Origin of the sequence: Pseudoalteromonas sp. 31A1 (assembly GCF_011378815.1) — a bacterium.
In the GTDB taxonomy this organism is placed as follows: domain Bacteria; phylum Pseudomonadota; class Gammaproteobacteria; order Enterobacterales; family Alteromonadaceae; genus Pseudoalteromonas; species Pseudoalteromonas arctica.
On record NZ_WTKY01000010.1, the window covers coordinates 16,165 to 36,769 of the forward strand.

Annotated in this window: 25 protein-coding genes; 18 read left to right on the forward strand and 7 right to left on the reverse strand. The window is 39.8% G+C overall.

Annotated features, from left to right (window positions below; translation table 11 throughout):
- Positions 1-107 precede the first annotated feature (107 nt).
- The 3 genes from GQR52_RS10815 to GQR52_RS10825 all read left to right on the forward strand — a co-directional run bounded on the left by GQR52_RS10815 (position 108) and on the right by GQR52_RS10825 (position 2,344).
- Positions 108-422: a pyrimidine/purine nucleoside phosphorylase gene (locus GQR52_RS10815; RefSeq protein WP_002958974.1), complete on the forward strand. Its 315-nt coding sequence runs from the start codon at positions 108-110 to the stop codon at positions 420-422.
- Between the two features lie 187 nt (positions 423-609).
- On the forward strand, positions 610-966 hold the full coding sequence (raiA, locus tag GQR52_RS10820) for a ribosome-associated translation inhibitor RaiA (protein ID WP_007376058.1): 357 nt from the start codon (positions 610-612) through the stop codon (positions 964-966).
- A 142-nt stretch (positions 967-1,108) separates the two neighbouring features.
- Positions 1,109-2,344, forward strand: a complete 1,236-nt coding sequence (locus tag GQR52_RS10825; RefSeq protein WP_165728436.1) for a divalent metal cation transporter — start codon at positions 1,109-1,111, stop codon at positions 2,342-2,344.
- Between the two features lie 15 nt (positions 2,345-2,359).
- On the opposite strand, the gene GQR52_RS10830 is transcribed toward GQR52_RS10825, so the two are convergent.
- Positions 2,360-3,139 carry a hypothetical protein gene (locus tag GQR52_RS10830; protein WP_165728437.1) on the reverse strand — a complete coding sequence of 260 codons (780 nt, stop codon included), beginning with the start codon at positions 3,137-3,139 and terminating at the stop codon, positions 2,360-2,362.
- A gap of 617 nt (positions 3,140-3,756) precedes the next feature.
- On the opposite strand from GQR52_RS10830, the gene GQR52_RS10835 reads away from it, so the two are divergent.
- Both GQR52_RS10835 and GQR52_RS10840 read left to right on the forward strand, forming a co-directional pair.
- Positions 3,757-4,212, forward strand: a complete 456-nt coding sequence (locus tag GQR52_RS10835) for a GNAT family N-acetyltransferase (protein WP_165728438.1) — start codon at positions 3,757-3,759, stop codon at positions 4,210-4,212.
- A 66-nt stretch (positions 4,213-4,278) separates the two neighbouring features.
- Positions 4,279-4,500, forward strand: coding sequence for a hypothetical protein (locus tag GQR52_RS10840; protein WP_240914474.1), 222 nt, complete (start codon positions 4,279-4,281; stop codon positions 4,498-4,500).
- 180 nt (positions 4,501-4,680) lie between these two features.
- On the opposite strand, the gene GQR52_RS10845 is transcribed toward GQR52_RS10840, so the two are convergent.
- The 5 genes from GQR52_RS10845 to GQR52_RS10865 all read right to left on the reverse strand — a co-directional run bounded on the left by GQR52_RS10845 (position 4,681) and on the right by GQR52_RS10865 (position 8,285).
- The gene (locus GQR52_RS10845; RefSeq protein ID WP_165728439.1) at positions 4,681-5,376 is read right to left on the reverse strand and encodes a hypothetical protein; all 696 of its coding nucleotides are present in this window, start codon (positions 5,374-5,376) and stop codon (positions 4,681-4,683) included.
- A 155-nt stretch (positions 5,377-5,531) separates the two neighbouring features.
- Positions 5,532-5,954, reverse strand: coding sequence for a hypothetical protein (locus tag GQR52_RS10850; RefSeq protein ID WP_165728440.1), 423 nt, complete (start codon positions 5,952-5,954; stop codon positions 5,532-5,534).
- A gap of 1 nt (position 5,955) precedes the next feature.
- On the reverse strand, positions 5,956-7,143 hold the full coding sequence (locus tag GQR52_RS10855; protein ID WP_165728441.1) for a VWA domain-containing protein: 1,188 nt from the start codon (positions 7,141-7,143) through the stop codon (positions 5,956-5,958).
- A 1-nt stretch (position 7,144) separates the two neighbouring features.
- Complete coding sequence (locus tag GQR52_RS10860; RefSeq protein WP_165728442.1) at positions 7,145-7,993, reverse strand: MoxR family ATPase; 849 nt, start codon at positions 7,991-7,993, stop codon at positions 7,145-7,147.
- 52 nt (positions 7,994-8,045) lie between these two features.
- Positions 8,046-8,285, reverse strand: coding sequence for a DUF1653 domain-containing protein (locus tag GQR52_RS10865; RefSeq protein WP_165728443.1), 240 nt, complete (start codon positions 8,283-8,285; stop codon positions 8,046-8,048).
- Between the two features lie 60 nt (positions 8,286-8,345).
- On the opposite strand from GQR52_RS10865, the gene GQR52_RS10870 reads away from it, so the two are divergent.
- The 11 genes from GQR52_RS10870 (at position 8,346) to rpoS (ending at position 15,931) form a co-directional block, all read left to right on the forward strand.
- Positions 8,346-8,825, forward strand: coding sequence for a DUF2947 domain-containing protein (locus tag GQR52_RS10870; RefSeq protein WP_165728444.1), 480 nt, complete (start codon positions 8,346-8,348; stop codon positions 8,823-8,825).
- A gap of 74 nt (positions 8,826-8,899) precedes the next feature.
- Positions 8,900-9,541 carry a hypothetical protein gene (locus GQR52_RS10875; protein ID WP_165728445.1) on the forward strand — a complete coding sequence of 214 codons (642 nt, stop codon included), beginning with the start codon at positions 8,900-8,902 and terminating at the stop codon, positions 9,539-9,541.
- A 31-nt stretch (positions 9,542-9,572) separates the two neighbouring features.
- Positions 9,573-9,860, forward strand: a complete 288-nt coding sequence (gene ftsB / locus GQR52_RS10880) for a cell division protein FtsB (RefSeq protein ID WP_165728446.1) — start codon at positions 9,573-9,575, stop codon at positions 9,858-9,860.
- Positions 9,850-10,551, forward strand: a complete 702-nt coding sequence (ispD, locus tag GQR52_RS10885; RefSeq protein ID WP_165728447.1) for a 2-C-methyl-D-erythritol 4-phosphate cytidylyltransferase — start codon at positions 9,850-9,852, stop codon at positions 10,549-10,551. The genes ftsB and ispD overlap by 11 nt, the downstream gene beginning before the upstream one ends.
- Positions 10,548-11,045: a 2-C-methyl-D-erythritol 2,4-cyclodiphosphate synthase gene (gene ispF / locus GQR52_RS10890; RefSeq protein WP_165728448.1), complete on the forward strand. Its 498-nt coding sequence runs from the start codon at positions 10,548-10,550 to the stop codon at positions 11,043-11,045. The genes ispD and ispF overlap by 4 nt, the downstream gene beginning before the upstream one ends.
- Positions 11,042-12,094 carry a tRNA pseudouridine(13) synthase TruD gene (locus GQR52_RS10895; protein WP_165728449.1) on the forward strand — a complete coding sequence of 351 codons (1,053 nt, stop codon included), beginning with the start codon at positions 11,042-11,044 and terminating at the stop codon, positions 12,092-12,094. The genes ispF and GQR52_RS10895 overlap by 4 nt, the downstream gene beginning before the upstream one ends.
- On the forward strand, positions 12,075-12,839 hold the full coding sequence (gene surE / locus GQR52_RS10900; protein WP_165728450.1) for a 5'/3'-nucleotidase SurE: 765 nt from the start codon (positions 12,075-12,077) through the stop codon (positions 12,837-12,839). Before GQR52_RS10895 ends, surE begins: the two co-directional genes overlap by 20 nt.
- A complete protein-coding gene (locus tag GQR52_RS10905) occupies positions 12,829-13,467 on the forward strand; it encodes a protein-L-isoaspartate(D-aspartate) O-methyltransferase (protein ID WP_165728451.1) in 639 nt (212 codons plus the stop codon). Before surE ends, GQR52_RS10905 begins: the two co-directional genes overlap by 11 nt.
- 9 nt (positions 13,468-13,476) lie before the next feature.
- On the forward strand, positions 13,477-14,055 hold the full coding sequence (locus tag GQR52_RS10910) for a YqaA family protein (protein ID WP_165728452.1): 579 nt from the start codon (positions 13,477-13,479) through the stop codon (positions 14,053-14,055).
- Between the two features lie 41 nt (positions 14,056-14,096).
- The gene (locus tag GQR52_RS10915; protein WP_165728453.1) at positions 14,097-14,921 is read left to right on the forward strand and encodes a peptidoglycan DD-metalloendopeptidase family protein; all 825 of its coding nucleotides are present in this window, start codon (positions 14,097-14,099) and stop codon (positions 14,919-14,921) included.
- A 35-nt stretch (positions 14,922-14,956) separates the two neighbouring features.
- Positions 14,957-15,931, forward strand: coding sequence for an RNA polymerase sigma factor RpoS (gene rpoS, locus GQR52_RS10920; protein WP_149594147.1), 975 nt, complete (start codon positions 14,957-14,959; stop codon positions 15,929-15,931).
- A 91-nt stretch (positions 15,932-16,022) separates the two neighbouring features.
- Here the strand turns inward: rpoS and mutS are convergent, their stop codons facing one another.
- Complete coding sequence (mutS, locus tag GQR52_RS10925; RefSeq protein ID WP_165728454.1) at positions 16,023-18,608, reverse strand: DNA mismatch repair protein MutS; 2,586 nt, start codon at positions 18,606-18,608, stop codon at positions 16,023-16,025.
- Positions 18,609-18,629: 21 nt separating this feature from the next.
- On the opposite strand from mutS, the gene GQR52_RS10930 reads away from it, so the two are divergent.
- Entirely contained in the window at positions 18,630-19,118 is a 489-nt protein-coding gene (locus tag GQR52_RS10930; RefSeq protein WP_101217726.1) for a CinA family protein, read from the forward strand.
- Between the two features lie 68 nt (positions 19,119-19,186).
- The gene (gene recA / locus GQR52_RS10935; protein WP_024591486.1) at positions 19,187-20,230 is read left to right on the forward strand and encodes a recombinase RecA; all 1,044 of its coding nucleotides are present in this window, start codon (positions 19,187-19,189) and stop codon (positions 20,228-20,230) included.
- Positions 20,231-20,605 lie beyond the last annotated feature (375 nt).

The following is a 20,605-nucleotide window of genomic DNA, read 5'->3' on the forward strand; positions in this document are numbered from 1 at the left end:
CTTCACCTTGATCAATGCAGCTTTCCTTGCAAGAAAGTAAGCTATCAGGCAAGGTAGTGCGATAAAATTTATAAATAAAAATCTTAAATTAATAGCAGGAGCTAAAAATGCCAAAGTTCGATAACGTGAGTGTAGTAAAAAAAGCCAATGTATATTTTGACGGAAAAGTGTCGAGCCGTACCGTTATTTTAGGCGATGGCGAAGCAAAAACGTTAGGCTTTATGCAACCAGGTGAGTTTGTTTTTGATACAAACCAAAAAGAGTGCATGGAGCTTTTAGCTGGCCAATGGGATATTTTATTACCAGGTGCAAGTGAGTGGAAAACATTTAATGCAGGTGAATCGTTTAATGTAGATGCAAACGTAAGCTTTAAAGTAAAAGTATCTGATTTTGCTGACTACTGTTGTTCGTACACAGATTAATCAATCAGAGCTTAAGTTAAGTAGACGTCTGAAAGCCCATGCAATGTGGGCTTTGCATAAACTTTGCGCAACACATGATTTAAATCACCAAAAGCCGTAAATAATCCTCAAATATCTCTCTTTTTTCCTTGTGTTAATCTAAATAGCCCCCAATACTAATTGTAGGTAACAAATAAAAGGATACCCTATGAAAATTAATCTTTCTGGTCACCATGTTGAAGTTACTGACTCTATTAGAGAGCACATCAACGAAAAATTTTCAAAAATCGAGAGCCATTTCCCATCGCTTATTGCGCTCGATATTATTTTGTCTAAAGAGCATCATAAGATCCAAGCTGAAATTAGCACAAATTACGAAGGCACGCGCATATCGGTAAAAGGGGAAAACGAAGTTATGTACCCTGCCATTGCAAGCGCAGCTAAAAAACTCGATGCGGCACTAAAACATCGAAAAGGGCAAATAAAAGCTAACTTACACGAAAAGCCTGTAAGCACGACACCTGAAATCGCACACGAGATCATCCAAGAGATGGATCTTAAATAAGAATTAGTCACAAAGTATTGTAAAAAAGAGCCGCATGGCTCTTTTTTATTGCCTGTAATTTAGGTAAGTTATGCGTTCTTGCAGTTTATTAATTATAAAAGTTAATAAAAAGAACACACAACACACATATTTTGAGAAATTAATGCAGAAAACAAAAGCAGTATGGAAATCTAAAATAGGTGCGCTTGGACCTGGGATCTTAATGGCAACGGCCGCTATTGGTGGTTCTCACTTAGTTGCCTCTACACAAGCTGGAGCAATATTTGGCTGGCAATTATTTTGGCTAATACTTGTTGTTAATGTTTTAAAGTATCCGTTTTTTCGCTTTGGTATGGAGTACACACTCGCCACTAAAAATAGCTTGGTGGAGGGTTACAAAAGCAAAGGTCCATTTTATTTTTACAGCTTTATTGGTTTAAACATTGTAGCCGCCGTTGTTAATACCGCCGGCGTATTACTGCTTACCGCAAGCTTACTGCATTACGCTCTACCTATTGTTATTGAAGTAACCTTACTTTGTTGGATGCTGCTAGGGGTATGTTTAGTTATATTACTACTTGGGCACTTTAAAGCGCTCGATAACGTTGCCAAAGGCATTATGGGGCTGCTTACACTTGCAACATTAATTGCTCTTGCTATAGCATTTAGTAACGGTCCAATGGCACCTGCTGACTATGTAGGGCCTTCACCGTACGAACTTGCAATGCTGAGTTTTATGGTGGCTTTAATGGGGTGGATGCCAGCGCCTATCGAAATATCTGCATTAAGTTCTTTATGGCTAAAAGAAAAACAAGCGCAGCAAACCGTCACTAAAAGCCAAGGCCTGTTCGATTTTAACGTAGGTTACTGGCTTACAGCCGGCTTAGCCTTGGTATTTTTTAGCTTAGGCGTATTAGTGCAATACGGGCAAACCAGCAGTATAGAACTCGGTGGTGTCGCGTTTGCCAAACAGCTTATTGATATGTACGCATTAACAATAGGCGAGTGGGCAAGGCCGCTGGTATCAGCAATCGCATTTTTATGTATGTTTGGCACCACATTAACTGTACTAGATGGTTACGCGCGTACTTTAAACGAATCGCATAAGTTACTTGGCTTTAAGCAATCGAAACACAGCTTAAATATTTGGCTAATACTACAAGCTCTTGCCGGTATGGCGGTTATTTTATTTTTTAAATCAGCCCTTGGCCCCATGCTTACCTTTGCGATGACGCTTTCATTTGTTACAACGCCTATTTTTGCATGGCTTAACTTTAGTCTTGTACGCTCAGAGCCAGCTATTAAGCACAGCGTGCTATTACGTAGTTTAACTTGGTTAGGCTTAGTGTACTTGGTTGGTTTTGCTTTAGCTTTTATAATTTGGAAGTTGGCAGCCTAATTAAAGATCGAAGCCCTATAACGGGCACTCTACTTTGTTATATTTATACTCAATAGGGAAAATCTGACCTTCTGCGGATTTTTTTATACTCTTATCGATACGTAAAATACTATTTTTAAAATCATCGACTAAACGATATCGCATTTCAGTCATTGAGTTTTCACCTAAAATGTATATTTCTTCTTGGCGGATCTCCGCTCCATCTGCAATAGTAAGTGTAGTGATAGCATTTACAGTATTTCCTCCAAGGCTGTTTAGTACTCCTTCAACAATACCTTCATACCCAACGCTGTATTCAACTGATTGGGAGTAACCTAACTTTGTCCCTGTTACTTTTGTACCGTAAATATCTAATTTTAATTCACGCGTTTCGGTAAAGCCTTCTTCACTACCCTCATATTTGTAACAAGCAATATTACCAAAATCCAGTTCGTCGTCAGAAATGTCATTCTCTATAGAAAACACAAACAGCTCACCTGTTTTTTTAACCTGGACACCGTAACGCGATGTTTCTGCAGTTGATACTAAGCTTGCTACAGTCACATCTTTGGTTTCTTTGTAAAATATACTTCCTGAGCCAAAACAAATGTTTGCCTCTGTTGTATCACAAGCTTCAATATTTGAATGATTTTCAATCTCTTTTGGAAGAGTGATATCATCCCAATTGTTAGCAAGTTTTTGTGTTGAAGTTTCGGATGCGCTATCTAATACAACTTTTGTCGAGTTGGAAGTGAAATAGTTGTAGCCAAAAAAACCGGCTAAAATGAGTAAAATAACAATAAAAATATTTTTCATAATGGATGAATTACAACCGCTTTAATCAAAAGTGCGTGAATTATAACGGTTTTAATCAAAAGTTCAATTTGGTAAAGATTACCCTTACTCACAATTGAAAACCACGTGTAAATAAGTTATTCAGTAGTGCGAACAAAAAAATACTCGCCCTCTGATTTGGGTAACGATCCGCTTTTTATCAGGTCGCTCATAAAACAAAAATAAACAAGACACCAACAAAACACCCACCCTAAATTTTGTTGTTAAGTATGTTTTATTAAGCATGTTCGCGAGGTAAACTCGCGCCTACAGGATTAGGGTTATATTTGTAGGCGCGGCTTTAAGCCGCGTTTTTGGTTTTTTTTTACTACTCGCGAGGTAAAAAAATTAAGACAACACCTATCTTAATTGAGATAGCTTTGTTTGTTTAATTAAGGTGGATGTCTAGTTTGATTTAGCAATAAAACACAGCGTGTTATTACGTAGCTTAACGTGGTTAGGACTAGTGTATTTAGTAGGTTTTGCAGTAGCGTTTATAGTGTGGGAGCTAGCAGCCTAAATATAACCCCTTACTTTAGGGTTTTAATTAAAGCCCTAAAGCCCTCAAGCATTAAATTCTAGGATTAAACGAGGTATAAATGGATATTAGAACAGGTGAACTTTCAAACCCACACGTTATAAAGCTACTACAAGGGCATCATAACGATATGCTAAAACACTCACCTGCGGAGAGCGTACATGCACTGGATGTAACTAAACTTACTCAGCCCAATATAACCTTTTATAGCTTATGGATTGATAATAATTTAGCGGGTGTTGGTGCTTTAAAAGCACTAAATACAACGCATGGCGAAATTAAGTCAATGCGTACATCAAGCAGCTACTTACGCCAAGGCATAGCTGCTAAATTGCTCACCCATATTATTGAGCAATCCACACTGCGTGGTTATAAAAAGTTAAGTTTAGAGACTGGCACGGCAAAGGCGTTTTTACCCGCGCAAAAGCTTTATTCTCAATTTGGTTTTAAAGAATGTGAACCGTTTGGTGATTATGAGCTAGACCCGTACAGCTTGTTTATGAGTAAAGCACTTTGAGTTGTATGCGTTCACCGTTTACACCAGAGCAAAAAAGCAATAAAAGAGTTTTTAGGAGATGACGTAATGAGCAAACGTGATTTATTTTCAGAATTAACTACAGCACTTGATGATGCTAAAGCGCATTCACAAGGTGTACTTACGTTACAGATTCAAACAGTAAGTGAGCTTAATGACCTTGCCATTTCAACCGATGAAATAGTGAATATTCTAGAAACATCTAGAATACATAAGCAAGAACGTTCTAAAATTGGGAGCAAGGACGCAGCGCACCAAATGGGCAAGTAATAACATTGTTGAAGCTTGTGCAGCGTCAGTCCGAAACATTGAGCCATATAGCTGAGTTTTATAAACCTTACAAAAGTGAGGGCATTTAGATAAACTGTTTTGAAAGCTAAAATAAATAGGAATCCCCACTTCCATTACTTGTACTTGGTTTGCATTTAAATAACCGCAAGGCTATTCACTTCATGGATGGGACTCTTCCGATGCAGGAAGAGCTAACCTTTGTTCATCAGGGAAAAGTAACTCTTGTAGTTGCTCATAGTAATTATTAATTTCATAATAAAAACTTGAAAAATCTAAGTGGGCATGACTTGCTTTCAGGTATATCATCTTTGAGACAATTAAATTTGATTGGTATTTGTCTGAAGGTAGTTTAGCTAAACTAATGAAAATTCCTTTTTTAGAACTTTCAATGTTTATTACTATTTGCTCCATATCACTATGTATTTTATCCAAAAAGCTTTGTTGCACCTCAATATCTCTCTTTAATGCATCGTCATTTGATCCACCATTTAGCCTGAGTTTAGAGATTAGTTCTTTTACGTTGTTGTGCTGCTTTCCAAATTCATTACTCTGACTAACATACTCACTTATACTAACGAAGTAATTAACTATATTACCTAGAAGCTCTAATTTCATTTCAATAGACTTTTGTGTAAGCCAAGAATTTCTGGCATTCCAGGCTAGATAAGCTAGAGCAATTGTCCCAATCATGATCAAGAAAGTACTGGTAGAAGTTATCCAATTAGCAAGGCTATCCTGTTTAAATTTGCTTAATAGTATATCCATAATTGAATTCGTAGAAATACCTACGATGAATCCAATAAGTATAAGAAGGGTACAAACAAGCCATTCATTTAAATAAATACTTTTTTTCATGTTATTCCTTTAACTCAGCTCTTTTATCGCTCTACTTATCCCATCTAAGCTCAGCGCATACATGCGATTGTTCATTAACTCTTTTATAAAGCCAATTGATTGATAGTACAGCTAATGCTCAACGAGTTATGAGTTTAGCCAATCTAGTTTAATTGTTACTCATTTGAGTAAACAACAATTTCATCAGAATTTGGTGATTTATAAAATCCAACATTTTTTGATTGCTTACCCATGAAATCAATAGCATATTTCATCTCTGCAATTGTTCTTACTGTAGAAAATTTATCTTTAAAACATGCTGAGAATTCGTATGTGAAAGATGTTGACTGATCATAACCTCCCAGCTCTAAAAGGTTATATTCAGTAAAAGGATCTGGCCCTAAAATTTGATGAGAGGTAATAAAAGGCACCCTAGAGTCTTGTGATTTCCAATCATTCAAGCATTTAGCTTCAACATTGCTTGCTAATAAATAAATGCTTTCATCCTTTTTAGAGTCACTTATAAAGATAGTAATAAAAACCATATTTATAATAAGTGATGCAAACAAAACTAATTTTAATATATTCCTATTATTCATTTTAACTCAGCTCTTTTATCGCTCTACTTATCCCATCTAAACTCAGCGCATACATGCGGTTGTTCATTAGCTCTTTTATAAAGCCAATTGATTGATAGTACGGCCAGTGTTCAACGGGTTGTGGGTTGAGCCAAGCGACTTTATCAAAGTGGTTGGTGACTCGTGATAACCATACACTGCCAGGCTCTTCGTTATAGTGCTCTACTGAGCCGCCAGGGTAGGCTATTTCGTATGGGCCCATAGTGGCATCGCCTACAAATATTACTTTGTAGTCGCTGGTAAACTTGTTTATGAGCGTCATGGTGTCTATTACGTTTGAATGGCGGCGCGCGTTATCTTGCCACACGTGCTCGTATAAACAGTTATGAAAGTAGTAAAACTCTAGGTGTTTAAACTCACCGTGGGCGGCACTAAATAATTCTTCGCAGGTATGAATGTAGTCATCCATTGAGCCGCCAATATCAAACAGCATCAATACTTTTACGGCATTGTGGCGCTCAGGTGCCATTTTTACATCAAGCATGCCGCCTTGTTTTGCAGTAGCGCGAATAGTCTCGTTTAAATCAAGCGTGTCGCTTGCGCCAGTGCGGGCAAATTTACGTAGTTTTTTAAGGGCGAGTTTAACTGTGCGCGAACTAATTTCTCTGTCGGTGTCGAGGTTTTTGTATTCTCGTTTATCCCACACTTTTACCGCTTGGCGGTTACGATTGCCGTCTTGACCTATACGCACGCCTTCTGGATTATAGCCGTATGCACCAAAAGGTGATGTGCCGCCAGTGCCCACCCATTTATTGCCGCCTGCGTGGCGTTTTTGTTGCTCTTCTAAACGCTCTTTTAGGGTTTTCATAAGCTCGTCGAGCCCACCCATAGCTTTTAGCTGAGCTTTTTCTTCATCGCTTAAGTTTTTTTCAAACTCTTTACGTAGCCAGTCTTCAGGTAGGTTGTGCTGTTGCTTTAAACTCTCGAGCAAATCGAGGTCAGCAATACCACTAAAGTAGTCGCTAAAGGCTTTGTCGAATCGATCAAAGTGCGTTTCGTCTTTTACCATTATGGTGCGTGCTAAATGGTAAAAGGCGTCTACGTCGGCAAATATAACGCCTTTTTTTAAGGCGTTTATTAAATCGAGTAGCTCGCGCAGGCTTACAGGCAAGCGGTATTCACGCAGTTTGAAGAAAAACGCAATCAACATCTTAACGGCGGCTCATAAAGGCAAGTTTTTCGATTAGGCTTATATCTTGCTCATTTTTAAGTAATGCGCCAAACATGGGCATTAAGCCACCTTTTTTAGCTTTATCGTGCAGTGTTTTAGCGTCTATGTCTTCAGCCATTAGTAATTTAAGCCAATCGAGTAATTCGCTGGTGGATGGCTTCTTTTTAAGGCCGTTTGCGTCGCGCAGGTTAAAAAACACTTCGAGTGCTTGGCGTACTAAATTTTGTTTAACGTTAGGGTAGTGCACGTCAATAATTTGCTGCATTTCATCGCTGCTAGGAAAATCAATATAGTGAAAAAAGCAGCGGCGTAAAAATGCATCCGGCAATTCTTTTTCATTATTGGAAGTGATGATCACAATAGGGCGCTCTTTTGCGACAATGCGCTCATTAGTTTCGTAAACATGAAACTCCATTTTATCAAGCTCAAGTAGTAAATCGTTTGGAAACTCTATGTCGGCTTTATCTATTTCATCAATTAAAAGCACTGGGCGTTTACCGTGTAGTTCTGCATGAGTAAATGCTTGCCAAAGCTTACCTTTAACAATGTAGTTACCAATATTGTGTACACGTTCGTCACCTAATTGGCTGTCGCGCAGGCGCGAAACCGCATCGTACTCGTACAAGCCTTGCTGTGCTTTAGTGGTCGATTTTATATGCCACTGAATAAGTACTGTATCTAAACTTTTAGCTAACTCCTCAGCCAGCATGGTTTTACCTGTGCCGGGTTCGCCTTTAATTAAAAGTGGTTTTTCGAGCATAATGGCCGCATTTACTGCCTGTTTTAGCGAGCTGCTTGCGATGTAATTGTCAGTAGAATTAAATTGCACGGTGTACCCTTGTCTGGTCTGAGGAGTAAGTTGTTTTGTTATAATGCCATAGTTAAACGGCAGGTCCAAGGTAGGCAAAACGCGGTATGACCTCTCCATCTTTTTCAATGGTTTCTAAAAACATACTAAGTGGACGTGCCCAGATTCCAAATTCACCATAGAGTGCTTGGTAAATCACAAGTTGTTCCTCGGTTTCGCTATGGGTGGCAACGTGAATAACTTTGTATTGCGGCCCTTTGTAGTGTTGGTACATACCTGGTTTGAGGGAAAGTGGTTTTATTGCTGTAGTCATGTTTTGATCTCTTGTATAATTTGGCTTTGCACTTTTAATGTTAACTAATTTGCCAACACTATGAACTATATTTCGCTAGATGATTACAAAAAAGCATGGGTTTTTCGTCATAAAGACTTACCTGTATCTGATGAAGACGCAGCAAAAATAAAGCCTATGGGCGATGAGCGTGCAGCCGTACTTTGGACAACCATGGTGAGCCGTGAGTTTGACCACCCAGATTTTTTTGAAGACACCGATTGGTGCGGACAAGAAAAAAGCCTTAGCCAAGAAGTAGATTGGCAAGATGCATGGGAAAATGGTGATGCGCAACCACCAGAAGCAATCTTAACTTTTTTAGATTGGGAAGCTAATACCACGGTTTATTTTTGTATGGCGCGCGATAATATTATCGAAACGACGTTTGATGTATTTAAACGCAATTGGCAAAACTTTATGTTTTTAGCCGATGGCAGTTTATTGATCGGTAAAAAGCGTAATACGGTTGTGCAATTTTTAGAATCAGGTAAAGCAAAATTAGGTGAAAAGCCAAGCGCTTAAATAGTGCGCTGCGCTTAAAAAATACTCAATACTGTGTTATAAAACATTTACCTGAATATTTTTGAGTATAGCTATTGGTCGCTAAAAATCAGTCACTTGGTGCTCAGCAGCAAGTTGAAATTTGGCAAACTGATGCACAAAAAGTGTTGTATGCACAATTGTGTAATGCGTTTTATCAGCGTGAGGTTCAGCGATTAGTTGCAGAGCCTAATGCCAAGAAATTGCGCCGCCAGTTAAAAAGCCTACCTTATTATATTGAGCGAGCGGCAACGTTAGTAGCTAATGGCGACACGCCTTTTACGCTGGATGCGCAAAACGGGACGTGGCTTGAAAAGCAAAAACCGACTCCACCCGATGTGAATGTTCACGCTAATGAACTTTTTTATCAAACGTATGCCAAAGTGGGGCTTATAGTGCCCGTTATATTGCATGGTTACGATCAGGTGCGCCTTAGAATAGATAGCATTGATCAGTTAGGTGAAAATAAGCTGCATTGCAATGAGCTCGGTTGGTTTGATTTTTTAGGTAATGGGCTCGAGCAACAAAATGCTCAGCTAATAAAGCCAAGTAAAGTGAGTTTAACGGGGGCATGTTGTGGGCACCAGTGGCAATTTTCGAAGCGTTGTATGCCACGGGTTTTATCACTACGTGAAATGCTTTTAGCGGGTAGTATTAATTGGCGCAATCTAAAGCGCCCCTTAGCGTATGAAAGTTAAGGTATTTGGAATTTAAAATAAGGAGTGTTAAATGCGTATTTTTCAAGTTGGCTTACTGTGCTTAGCACTGTTTGTACAATACAGATTATGGTTTGGTCATAATGGTTTACAAGACTACACACGGCTAAAAGGTGCTGTTGCATCGCATCAACAAACCAACGAAAAGCTCATTAAACGAAATAAAGTGCTTAAAGCAGATATTGAAGATTTAAAGCTTGGCCAAGAAGGCATTGAAGAGCGTGCACGCAACGAATTGGGAATGATTAAACCGGACGAAACATTTATTCGTGTTTTACCGGGCAAACAATATGACAAATAAACAGACTATTGCTGCAATTGTTCCTGCAGCGGGTGTTGGCAGTAGAATGCAGCACAATGCGCCTAAGCAATACATACAATTAGCTGGTAAAACTATTTTAGAGCATACCTTAGCTAAACTTTCTCAATTACCCCAATTAAGCTCTATTGTTGTTGCCCTCAGCGACAGCGACCCCTATTTTGACGAACTCCCACTGCTTGATAATCGCATTGTGCGAGCCAGTGGTGGAAAAGAGCGAGCAGATTCAGTACTTAATAGCTTACTTTTTTTAGCGCCTAACCCGCCTACATGGGTGTTGGTGCACGATGCTGCGCGTCCGCTAGTTAATATCAGTGATATAGAGCGTTTAATTGATGAATGTATACGCGCTGATGAAGGTGGTATTTTAGCTAGCAAAGTAAAAGACACCATAAAACGCGGCCACACTCATGCCCTACAAACTGTGCCACGAGACGATTTATGGCAAGCACTTACCCCGCAGTTTTTTAAATATGACGAGCTTAAAAATGCACTTCAAGGCGCATTAGCAAGTGGGGCAACTATTACAGACGAAGCCAGTGCTATTGAATGGGCGGGTAAGCCAGTAAAGCTTGTAGCAGGTCGCAGCGATAATATTAAAATAACCACGCCAGAGGATTTAGACTTGGCTGGGTTTTTGTTACATAAACAACAAAACGAGAGTGCATTATGATACGAATTGGCCATGGTTTTGACGTACATAAATTTGGCGGCGAAGGCCCGTTAACTATTTGTGGTGAAAAAATTGATTATCCACAAGGCTTTTTAGCGCACTCAGATGGCGATGTGGCTATTCATGCATTATGCGATGCTATTTTAGGCTCGCTTGCAATGGGTGATATTGGTAAGCACTTTCCAGATACGGCAAGCGAGTATGAAAATATCGACAGCCGTATTTTACTTCGCCATGTAGTTGGCTTGGCTAAAGAGCAAGGTTATGTACTTGGCAATGGCGATGTAACTATTGTTGCACAGGCGCCTAAAATGCTGCCACACATTCAAGCTATGCGCGCTAATTTAGCCTGCGATTTAAATTGTGACCTTTCGCAAATTAACGTTAAAGCCACTACTACCGAAAAGCTAGGCTTTGAAGGGCGTAAAGAGGGTATTTCGAGCCATGCAGTGGTTATTATGAGTAAAGAGTTTACGAGTACAAAAAACGCATGAGCGATTTAAATTATTTATACGGTGCACCGCTTTCTAAGGCAGATTTTAAAACCACTGCCGAAGACTTTATGGTTGATGAAGACCTAGGTATAGAATTTACCGGCAGTGGCGAACACGTGTGTTTGCAGGTGGTTAAAAAAGGCGAAAATACGCAATACGTTGCAAAGCTAATTGCACAGCGTGCGGGTGTGTCACCACGAGACGTAAGTTACGCCGGCATGAAAGATCGCCACGGAGTGTGCTCGCAGTGGTTTAGCGTAAAAGTACCGATTAAAAAGCCTATCGATTTTAGCGATTTAAATAGCGAGAGTATTTTTATTGTGTCGCAACAGCGCCACGACCGTAAATTACGCACGGGTTGCCACAAAGGTAATAAATTTACTATTACGCTGCGTAATGTAACCAAGCCCCTTGATATTCTATGTCGTATTAATGCCGTGCGCGCAGGTGTGCCCAATTACTTTGGCGAACAACGTTTTGGGCATGGCGGTCATAACTTAGTAATGGCAGAAAAAATGTTTGCTGGTGAGCGCATTCGCGATAAAAAATTGCGCGGTATTATTATTTCAGCAGCGCGCTCACATGTGTTTAATCAATTAGTAAGCCTACGTGTAAAAGAACATGGTTTAGCTAAAACAATGCACCGTGAAGTATTTATGCTTAGCGGCAGTAACGCATTTTTTGAAGACGCAATTAACGACGAAAACATAGAGCGACTAGCCACTGGCGATATTATGATGTCGGCACCTATGGTAGGTAAAAGTGAAAAAGGCTTAACCGAGCAAGAGAAAGTATGGCTCGAACCATATCAAGCATGGTGCGATGGCTTAGGTGAGCTAGGCCTTAAAAATGAGCGCAGAATGCTGCGTTTAATTCCGCAAAACTTAACGGTTGAGACCATAGATGAAACCAGTTTAAAACTGAGTTTTGGTTTGCCTAAAGGGTGTTTTGCAACCGCATTATTACGCGAACTGGTGGATTACACAGATGCAAGCCCACGAGAGCGCAAAGAAAAGGATAATGGCATAAATGAAGATACTGTTAAGTAACGACGATGGCGTAAATGCTAAAGGCATTGCAGTTTTATATCAGGCGCTTATACAAATTGCTGATGTAACCCTTGTTGCACCCGATCGTAACTGTAGTGGCGCAAGTAATTCTTTAACATTAATGAACCCGCTGCGAGCTACAACGCTCGAAAATGGTTTTATGTCGGTTAATGGCACGCCTACTGATTGCGTACATTTAGGTGTAAACCAGTTAGCTGATGAAAAACCAGACCTTGTTGTTGCTGGTATTAACCATGGTGCCAATTTAGGCGACGATACGCTTTACTCTGGCACTGTTGCAGCTGCAACTGAAGGTCGCCATTTAGGCTTACCTGCAATTGCAGTATCGCTTTGCTCACATAAGGGCGAGCATTTTGAAACAGCCGCCGCGGTTACCGTAAATATTATTAAAGGCTTGGCTTCGCACCCGCTGCCAAAAGATCAAATAATAAATATTAATGTGCCAGATATTCCATTAAGTGAATTAAAAGGGGTGCAAGTAACACGCCTAGGCGCTCGCCATAAAGCCGAAACCATGACCAAACAAACCGATCCTTGGGGTCGTGATATTTATTGGTATGGATCGCTAGGGACTGAAAGCGATGCAGGAGAGGGGACCGATTTTCACGCTATTAACAATGGCTATGCATCGGTGACGCCATTGAGTGTTGATATGACAGCAAAAGATAGCTTAAAAGCCGTAGGAGACTGGTTAGCCGATTTGGAGATTAATCGTGCTCGCTAATTATACTCGCAGTGCAAAAGCGTTATCTGACTTACTAAAGCGTGAAGGCGTTGAAGATACACAAGTACTCAGTGCTATAGCTGACATTCCTCGCCATATTTTTATAGATGATGTGTTAAAACACAAAGCCTATGAAAATACAGCGTTACCTATTGGGCAAGGGCAAACTATTTCTCAGCCTTATATAGTAGCGCGCATGACAGAGCTACTTCGCTTAGCTGGTGTGCGCGATAAAGTATTGGAGATTGGCACTGGGTCTGGCTATCAAACTGCAATATTAGCTAAAACGTTTACTAAGGTTTACTCGGTAGAACGTATTAAAACACTTCAGTGGCAGGCAAAACGCAGGTTGCAGCAACTCGATTTATATAATGTAACCATGAAGCATGGCGATGGTTGGCAAGGCTGGCAATCACAAGCACCGTTTGATGGTATTATAGTGACTGCAGCGGCCTCTAAAGTACCGCAAGACTTACTTGATCAGTTAGCCGATGGTGGCGTGTTATTAGCCCCAATTGGTGAGAGTGATCAAAAATTAATAATGGTTATCCGCAAAGGCGATAATTATAAAGAGCATGTTATTGCTCCCGTTAGATTTGTGCCGCTAGTACCTGGCGATATTGAATAGGAATTCATTTTGAAGTTGTTTACCAAATTATACGATATGGCCCTAGTGTGGGCAAAACACCGTCATGCGGAACGTTATTTAGCTGCAATGAGCTTTGCAGAGTCAGTTTTTTTTCCAATACCACCCGATGTAATGCTTGCACCTATGTCGCTTGCGCAACCTAAAAAAGCATGGCGCTTTGCAAGCTTTGCCACAATAGCGTCGGTTTTTGGTGGCATAATTGGCTACTTACTCGGTTTTTGGTTATTCGAACCTGTTGTTGAGCCATTAATTGCACAAATGCACTGGCAAGAAAAGTTTGATATCGCGTTAAATTGGTTTAAAGATTACGGTGTTTGGGTTGTGTTTTTAGCTGGTTTTTCGCCGATACCATATAAAGTATTTACAATTGGCGCAGGTGTTTTGCAAATGGCATTTTTGCCATTTTTACTCGCATCAGCTATTGGGCGCGGTGCACGTTTCTTTTTAGTTTCAGCTTTAATGAAGTGGGGCGGGGCTAAAATGGAAGCAAAATTACGTCAGTATATTGAAATACTTGGTTGGGGATTAGTGGTATTAATTGTACTAGCGTGCTTTTTATTGCGTTAAGCGTTAAAAATATCAATTGTCTAATTTGGGAGAAAAATACAATGAATAAACAGTTTTTACTGTATGTGACTATATTTATTAGTATTTTTCTCTTTGGTTGTTCTTCTCGCCATATTCCAGCACCTGTTAGCAGCCTAAATAATAATGTTAATGATTTAGGTCATACTATTAACATTAATGGAAGTAGTTATAAAGTGCAAAGAGGAGATACGCTTTATTCTATCGCTTTTAGTGCCGGGCAGGATTTTAGGTTACTAGCAAAAAACAACTCAATTCCATCACCTTACACCATTTTTCCTGGGCAAAATATCTCCTTAATCCCTAAGCCTGAAAAAATTAAAAGGGATGAAAAATATACGAACTTGAGTAAAAAGTCTATAAAAAACACACAAAAAAATAACATAATATTAAAGAAAGAGCTTGATCCCCCAAAACAACGAGAGTATGTTCAGAAACAAGCCAGTAACAAAGTTAGTAATACTAAACGTTTGTCGAGCAGTAAAGTTAAATGGTCTTGGCCTGCAAAGGGCAAAATTACCAAACGCTTTTCTAATAAGGAAAACGGTTATAAAGGTTTACAGATTACTAATCGCAAAGGGGCTTCAGTCTTAGCTGCGGCACAAGGAACAGTGGTATACGCGGGTAACGCTCTTCGAGGATACGGTAGTTTAATCATATTGAAACATAATGATGATTACCTAAGTGCTTATGCACATAACTCGAAATTACTTGTTAAAGAAAAGCAGAAGGTTAAGGCAGGACAAAAAATAGCAGAAATTGGTAATTCAGAGTCTCCGGTCACCGCGCTTCGTTTTGAAATTCGCTACCGAGGGCAAGCTGTCAATCCTGCTAAATACCTACCCTAATTTTTAGGTATTGATAATTGCTCGGGAGAAGGCTTATGGCTAGCGCAGCAAAACTTGACACACACACTACGACTGACGAAAAATTCGATGACATCGCTGCTGATGAAAGCACAACTCTACTAGATAAAGTAGAAGATGATGAAATTTTTGCTAAAGAAGAAGTCACTAAAAATCTTGATGCAACCCAACTTTATTTAGGCGAAATTGGTTTTTCTCCTTTGCTTAGTGCAGAAGAAGAAGTGTTTTTTTCTCGTAAATCACTTAGAGGTTGTGAAGCCTCACGCAAACGTATGATTGAAAGTAACCTACGTTTAGTTGTTAAAATAGCACGCCGTTACAACAACCGCGGCCTGGCTTTACTCGATTTAATTGAAGAAGGGAACTTAGGTTTAATCCGCGCAGTTGAAAAATTTGACCCTGAGCGTGGCTTTAGATTTTCAACTTACGCTACATGGTGGATACGTCAAACAATTGAACGTGCCATTATGAATCAAACTCGCACCATTCGCTTACCTATTCATGTAGTTAAAGAACTTAATGTTTATTTACGTACAGCTCGAGAATTAACTCAAAAACTTGACCATGAGCCAACAGCTGACGAAATTGCAGCTTGCCTAGATAGACCCGTTGAAGACGTAACTAAAATGCTACGTTTAAACGAAAGAATTGCATCAGTAGACATGCCGATTGGTGGTGAAAACGACAGTGTTTTACTTGATATCATTCCTGATGAAAAAAGTGCTGGCCCTGAAGGCGAAGTACAAAACAATGATATTAATAAGCACATTGTAGATTGGTTAGGTGAATTGAACCCTAAACAACGCGAAGTGTTAGCACGTCGATTTGGATTGCTTGGCTACGAGCCATCTACACTTGAAGATGTAGGCCGCGAAATAGGCTTAACACGTGAACGTGTAAGACAAATTCAGGTAGAAGCATTACGTCGCTTAAAAGACATTTTGCAACAAGAAGGTTTAAGTACAGATAGCTTGTTTAATCAGTTTTCGTAACTGGTTAAATAGTTTAAAAGACTATGTGTGTTAAAAAGCCGAAGAATTTATTCTTCGGCTTTTTTTATGCTTGTAAATTAGATGATATAAATTACAACAATGCTTTTAGTTTATATAATAAATCGTGCGCTTGGCGTGGCGATAAATTATCAGGGTCAATTGCGCTTAATTGTTCTTCTACTTCAGAAGGGGCACTTTGTGCAATTTCGTTATTAAAAGTAAAGGCTTGTTGCTCTGTATTTGGTGCAGTAACGCTTTGATGATTTTCAAGCAACTTAAGTTTTTGCTTTGCTTGTGCTATCACAGCTTTAGGAACTCCTGCAAGGGCAGCTACTTGTAAGCCAAAGCTTTTACTTGCAGCGCCGTCGAGAACTGTATGCATAAAGGCGATTGTATCGTTATGCTCTATTGCATCAAGGTGCACGTTTACCAGACCTGTTGTTTGTTCAGCAAGTTCTGTTAACTCAAAGTAGTGCGTTGCAAACAATGTTTTAGCTGATATTTTTGACGCTAAATGATCGGCTGTTGCATACGCAAGCGAGAGCCCATCATAGGTACTTGTACCACGACCAATTTCATCCATTAATACCAAAGACTGCGCCGTGGCATTATTTAAAATAGTCGCTGTTTCGGTCATTTCTACCATGAAGGTTGAGCGACCTGATGCTAAATCATCGCTAGCACCAATACGTGTAAATATGCGATCAATATTACCTATTTTAGCGCTGTCTGCAGGTACATAACTGCCAATGTGAGCCATTAGTACAATAAGTGCTGTTTGGCGCATATAGGTTGATTTACCGCCCATGTTTGGACCCGTAATAATCAACATTTTACGTTGGCTGTTTAATTCAACAGGGTTAGCAATAAACGGTTCTTTCATTACTTGTTCAACAACAGGGTGACGACCTTGCTTAATGCTTATATTGTCGTTATCGCACAGTTCTGGTTTTGCATAATTGAGTGCAAATGCACGTTCGGCCAAGTTATTTAACACGTCTAAATCGGCCAGTGCTGCTGCCATCATTTGCAGCTGTTCAATATGTGGAGCGATAAATCTGAACAGCTCTTCGTATAGTTGCTTTTCAAGCGCTAAGGCTTTTGATTGGCTACCAAGTACTTTATCTTCGTGCTCTTTAAGCTCAGGAATAATATAGCGTTCGTTATTTTTGAGCGTTTGGCGACGAATGTAGTCGGCTGGCACTAAGTGGGCATTGGCGCGGCTTACTTCAATAAAAAAGCCATGTACTCGGTTATAACCAATTTTAAGCGTACTAATACCCGTGCGTTCGCGTTCACGTAACTCTAGTTGATCAAGTACATCGGTTGCACCTTTACTTAAGTTACGCCACTCATCTAGTTCGCTGTTGTAACCAGGGGCAATAACGCCACCGTCACGAATAAGTACCGGTGGATTTTCTATCACTGCACGTTCTAATAACTCTTGTAAATCAGGGAGCTCAGGCGAGTGCTTGATAATACCCGCTATACGAGGATCGTTAGCATCGCCTAACAAAGTGTGTAGTGGCGCAAGTGCTTGTAATGCGCTGCGAAGGCGAGTTAAATCGCGCGGGCGAGCAGTACATAAAGCTAAGCGTGCAATAACACGCTCTACATCACCAATCTCTTTTAATGATTCGTGTAATTCACCGCACAGTTGTACATCTAAAATAGCGCTAATTGCATTTAAGCGTGAATTTAGCTCGTCTTTATTACGTACAGGTGTATGAATACGGCGCTTAAGTAAACGAGAGCCCATAGGTGTTGCTGTTTTATCAAGTACCTGGGCAAGTGTATTTTCAAACCCACCTGATAAATTAACGGTAAGTTCTAAATTTTTACGGGTTGCGGCATCTAAAATAACAGCGTGTTCGTTGTGCTCAAGCGTAATTGCACGAATATGTGGCAGTGCAATACGTTGTGTATCTTTTACGTATTGCATTAAACAACCGGCAGCAACAAGCGCGCTGTGGGCTTTATCAACACCAAAACCAACTAAATCTTTAGTACCAAACTGATCGCATAATAAGTGCTGAGCCGTATCTAAGTCGAACTCCCACTCTGGGCGGCGGCGGGCACCTTTTATATGCTCAATTAAATGAAAGTTTTCAAAGCTTTCGCTATACAGAAGTTCTGCCGGAGCTAAGCGCTGAATAGTTGAGCTAAAGGCTTCGTCGGTGTTAACCTCTACAACGTTAAAGCGACCAGAGTTAATATCAAGGTACGCGATACCGTACAGACCTTTTTTACTTTGCCAAACGCTAGTAAGAAGATTGTCTTGTCGTTCTTGTAAAAGCGCTTCATCAGAAATTGTACCAGGTGTAACTATACGAACAACTTTACGATCGACAGGGCCTTTACTAGTTGCAGGGTCACCCACTTGTTCACAAATAGCGACTGATTCACCCATTTGGACTAGGCGTGCTAGGTAGTTTTCTACTGCATGATAAGGTACGCCCGCCATAGGGATAGGATCGCCACCGGCTTTACCGCGATGAGTTTGCGAAATATCGAGTAATTGAGCGGCGCGTTTAGCGTCATCAAAAAAGAGTTCGTAAAAATCGCCCATACGATAAAACAATAAAATATCGCGATGCTCTGATTTTATTTTTAGATACTGCTGCATCATAGGGGTTTGTTGTTTTATAGTGTGTGGTGCATAAAGATCAAACGACATGTATTTACCCAAAGGCTGAATATGGAATTACATCAAGAGATTAAAACACTTGCTGCGCAATTAGGCGCTATTTTAACGGATAAATGCTTATGGATCACTAGTGCTGAGTCATGTACTGGTGGCGGAGTGAGTTATGCCCTTACAGATACGCCCGGAAGCTCTGCTTATATTGACCGTGCATTTGTGACTTACAGCAACCAAGCAAAGCAAGATTTGCTAAATGTAAGTGCAAGCACATTAGCAAAGTACGGTGCTGTGAGCGAACAAACAGTGCGTGAAATGGCATTAGGTGCTATTAAAGCAACAAATGCAAATATATCTATAGCTGTATCGGGTATTGCAGGACCTGGCGGGGCAACTGATGGCAAACCTGTGGGACTTGTGTGGTTTGGCATACAAATTAATGACAAAGTACTGACCTTTAAACAAGTATTCTCTGGCGATAGGGCTCAAGTTAGACTGCAAGCTATTGTATTTGCATTGAAAAGTGTAATAGATGAGATAAAATAAAAAAATTAGCTTGATACTGTGATTTCATACAGTATACTTGATTCCATTAGCTGGATTTGGAGAATAAAATGAACGATAACAAACAAAAAGCGTTGGACGCAGCACTATCACAAATTGAACGTCAATTTGGTAAAGGCTCAATTATGAAATTGGGTGATAACAAAGCGTTAAACATTGAATCTGTATCTACAGGCTCATTAGGTATTGATATTGCTTTAGGCATAGGTGGTTTACCTATGGGACGTATTGTTGAAGTATACGGACCTGAGTCATCTGGTAAAACAACGCTTACTTTACAAGTTATCGCAGAAGCACAAAAAGAAGGCAAAACATGTGCCTTTATTGATGCTGAGCATGCTCTAGATCCAGTATATGCCCAAAAATTGGGTGTAAATATAGATGAATTATTTGTATCTCAACCAGATACAGGTGAGCAAGCACTAGAAATTTGTGACATGTTAGTACGCTCAAGCGCAGTAGATGTTGTTGTAATTGACTCGGTTGCTGCACTAACACCAAAAGCTGAAATTGAAGGCGATATGGGCGATTCGCACATGGGCTTACAAGCACGTTTAATGTCGCAAGCATTACGCAAGCTTACTGGTAACATTAAACGCTCTAACACGTTGTGTATTTTCATTAACCAAATCCGTATGAAAATTGGTGTTATGTTTGGTAACCCAGAAACAACAACGGGTGGTAATGCACTTAAGTTTTACGCATCGGTACGTATTGATATTCGTCGTATTGGTTCTGTTAAAGAAGGCGATGAAGTTGTTGGTAACGAAACTCGCGTTAAAATTGTTAAAAACAAAGTAGCGCCGCCGTTTAAACAAGCTGAATTTATCATCATGTATGGTGAAGGTATTTCTAAGCAAGGCGAGCTAATTGACCTAGGCGTTAAGCATAAAATTGTTGAAAAAGCAGGTGCTTGGTATAGCTACTGTGGCAACAAGGTTGGCCAAGGTAAATCTAACTCAATTAAGTTTTTGAAAGAAAACCCAGAAATTGCAGATGAGATTGAAGGCAAGTTACGCGAAATGCTTTTATTAAAAGCAACTATTGAACCAGATGATGGTGAAGATAAGTTGGGCGATGACGCTGATCTTTAACAGCCTCAAAATGAGTTTTTAAGCTTGATTTGACCCGAGCTTTAAAAAGCGTTAATCAGTAATGATTAGCGTTTTTTTGTTATTAAAAACTTAAAGTAGATAACCTGAGCTCTGGATAATAAATCTATCTCGAGCAGCTATTTTCAGCGCTAACTGCGTTGAATTTACTTACAATAGGCCAGCTATTGACGCGTAAATTCGCCTTGTTTCCACTGAAAATCTCTGGCTAGAGAAAATAAATTTAAATACCACTATGATTCAATACGTTAGTAAATCTCTTAACCAGAGTTTAGGTTAGATAAAAATAAAAACGACACATTAAAAATGTGTCGTTTTTTAATTTAACCTGCAAAAATCTACAGCCTTTAATTAATC

What these genes read in the sequence shown, in the direction of transcription:
- GQR52_RS10815 (WP_002958974.1), top strand. Translation starts at nt 108, where the DNA reads ATGCCAAAGTTCGATAACGTGAGTGTAGTAAAAAAAGCCAATGTATAT.
- raiA (WP_007376058.1), top strand. Translation starts at nt 610, where the DNA reads ATGAAAATTAATCTTTCTGGTCACCATGTTGAAGTTACTGACTCTATT.
- GQR52_RS10825 (WP_165728436.1), top strand. Translation starts at nt 1,109, where the DNA reads ATGCAGAAAACAAAAGCAGTATGGAAATCTAAAATAGGTGCGCTTGGA.
- GQR52_RS10830 (WP_165728437.1), bottom strand. Translation starts at nt 3,139, where the DNA reads ATGAAAAATATTTTTATTGTTATTTTACTCATTTTAGCCGGTTTTTTT.
- GQR52_RS10835 (WP_165728438.1), top strand. Translation starts at nt 3,757, where the DNA reads ATGGATATTAGAACAGGTGAACTTTCAAACCCACACGTTATAAAGCTA.
- GQR52_RS10840 (WP_240914474.1), top strand. Translation starts at nt 4,279, where the DNA reads ATGAGCAAACGTGATTTATTTTCAGAATTAACTACAGCACTTGATGAT.
- GQR52_RS10845 (WP_165728439.1), bottom strand. Translation starts at nt 5,376, where the DNA reads ATGAAAAAAAGTATTTATTTAAATGAATGGCTTGTTTGTACCCTTCTT.
- GQR52_RS10850 (WP_165728440.1), bottom strand. Translation starts at nt 5,954, where the DNA reads ATGAATAATAGGAATATATTAAAATTAGTTTTGTTTGCATCACTTATT.
- GQR52_RS10855 (WP_165728441.1), bottom strand. Translation starts at nt 7,143, where the DNA reads ATGTTGATTGCGTTTTTCTTCAAACTGCGTGAATACCGCTTGCCTGTA.
- GQR52_RS10865 (WP_165728443.1), bottom strand. Translation starts at nt 8,285, where the DNA reads ATGACTACAGCAATAAAACCACTTTCCCTCAAACCAGGTATGTACCAA.
- GQR52_RS10870 (WP_165728444.1), top strand. Translation starts at nt 8,346, where the DNA reads ATGAACTATATTTCGCTAGATGATTACAAAAAAGCATGGGTTTTTCGT.
- ftsB (WP_165728446.1), top strand. Translation starts at nt 9,573, where the DNA reads ATGCGTATTTTTCAAGTTGGCTTACTGTGCTTAGCACTGTTTGTACAA.
- ispD (WP_165728447.1), top strand. Translation starts at nt 9,850, where the DNA reads ATGACAAATAAACAGACTATTGCTGCAATTGTTCCTGCAGCGGGTGTT.
- ispF (WP_165728448.1), top strand. Translation starts at nt 10,548, where the DNA reads ATGATACGAATTGGCCATGGTTTTGACGTACATAAATTTGGCGGCGAA.
- GQR52_RS10895 (WP_165728449.1), top strand. Translation starts at nt 11,042, where the DNA reads ATGAGCGATTTAAATTATTTATACGGTGCACCGCTTTCTAAGGCAGAT.
- surE (WP_165728450.1), top strand. Translation starts at nt 12,075, where the DNA reads ATGAAGATACTGTTAAGTAACGACGATGGCGTAAATGCTAAAGGCATT.
- GQR52_RS10915 (WP_165728453.1), top strand. Translation starts at nt 14,097, where the DNA reads ATGAATAAACAGTTTTTACTGTATGTGACTATATTTATTAGTATTTTT.
- rpoS (WP_149594147.1), top strand. Translation starts at nt 14,957, where the DNA reads ATGGCTAGCGCAGCAAAACTTGACACACACACTACGACTGACGAAAAA.
- mutS (WP_165728454.1), bottom strand. Translation starts at nt 18,608, where the DNA reads ATGTCGTTTGATCTTTATGCACCACACACTATAAAACAACAAACCCCT.
- GQR52_RS10930 (WP_101217726.1), top strand. Translation starts at nt 18,630, where the DNA reads ATGGAATTACATCAAGAGATTAAAACACTTGCTGCGCAATTAGGCGCT.
- recA (WP_024591486.1), top strand. Translation starts at nt 19,187, where the DNA reads ATGAACGATAACAAACAAAAAGCGTTGGACGCAGCACTATCACAAATT.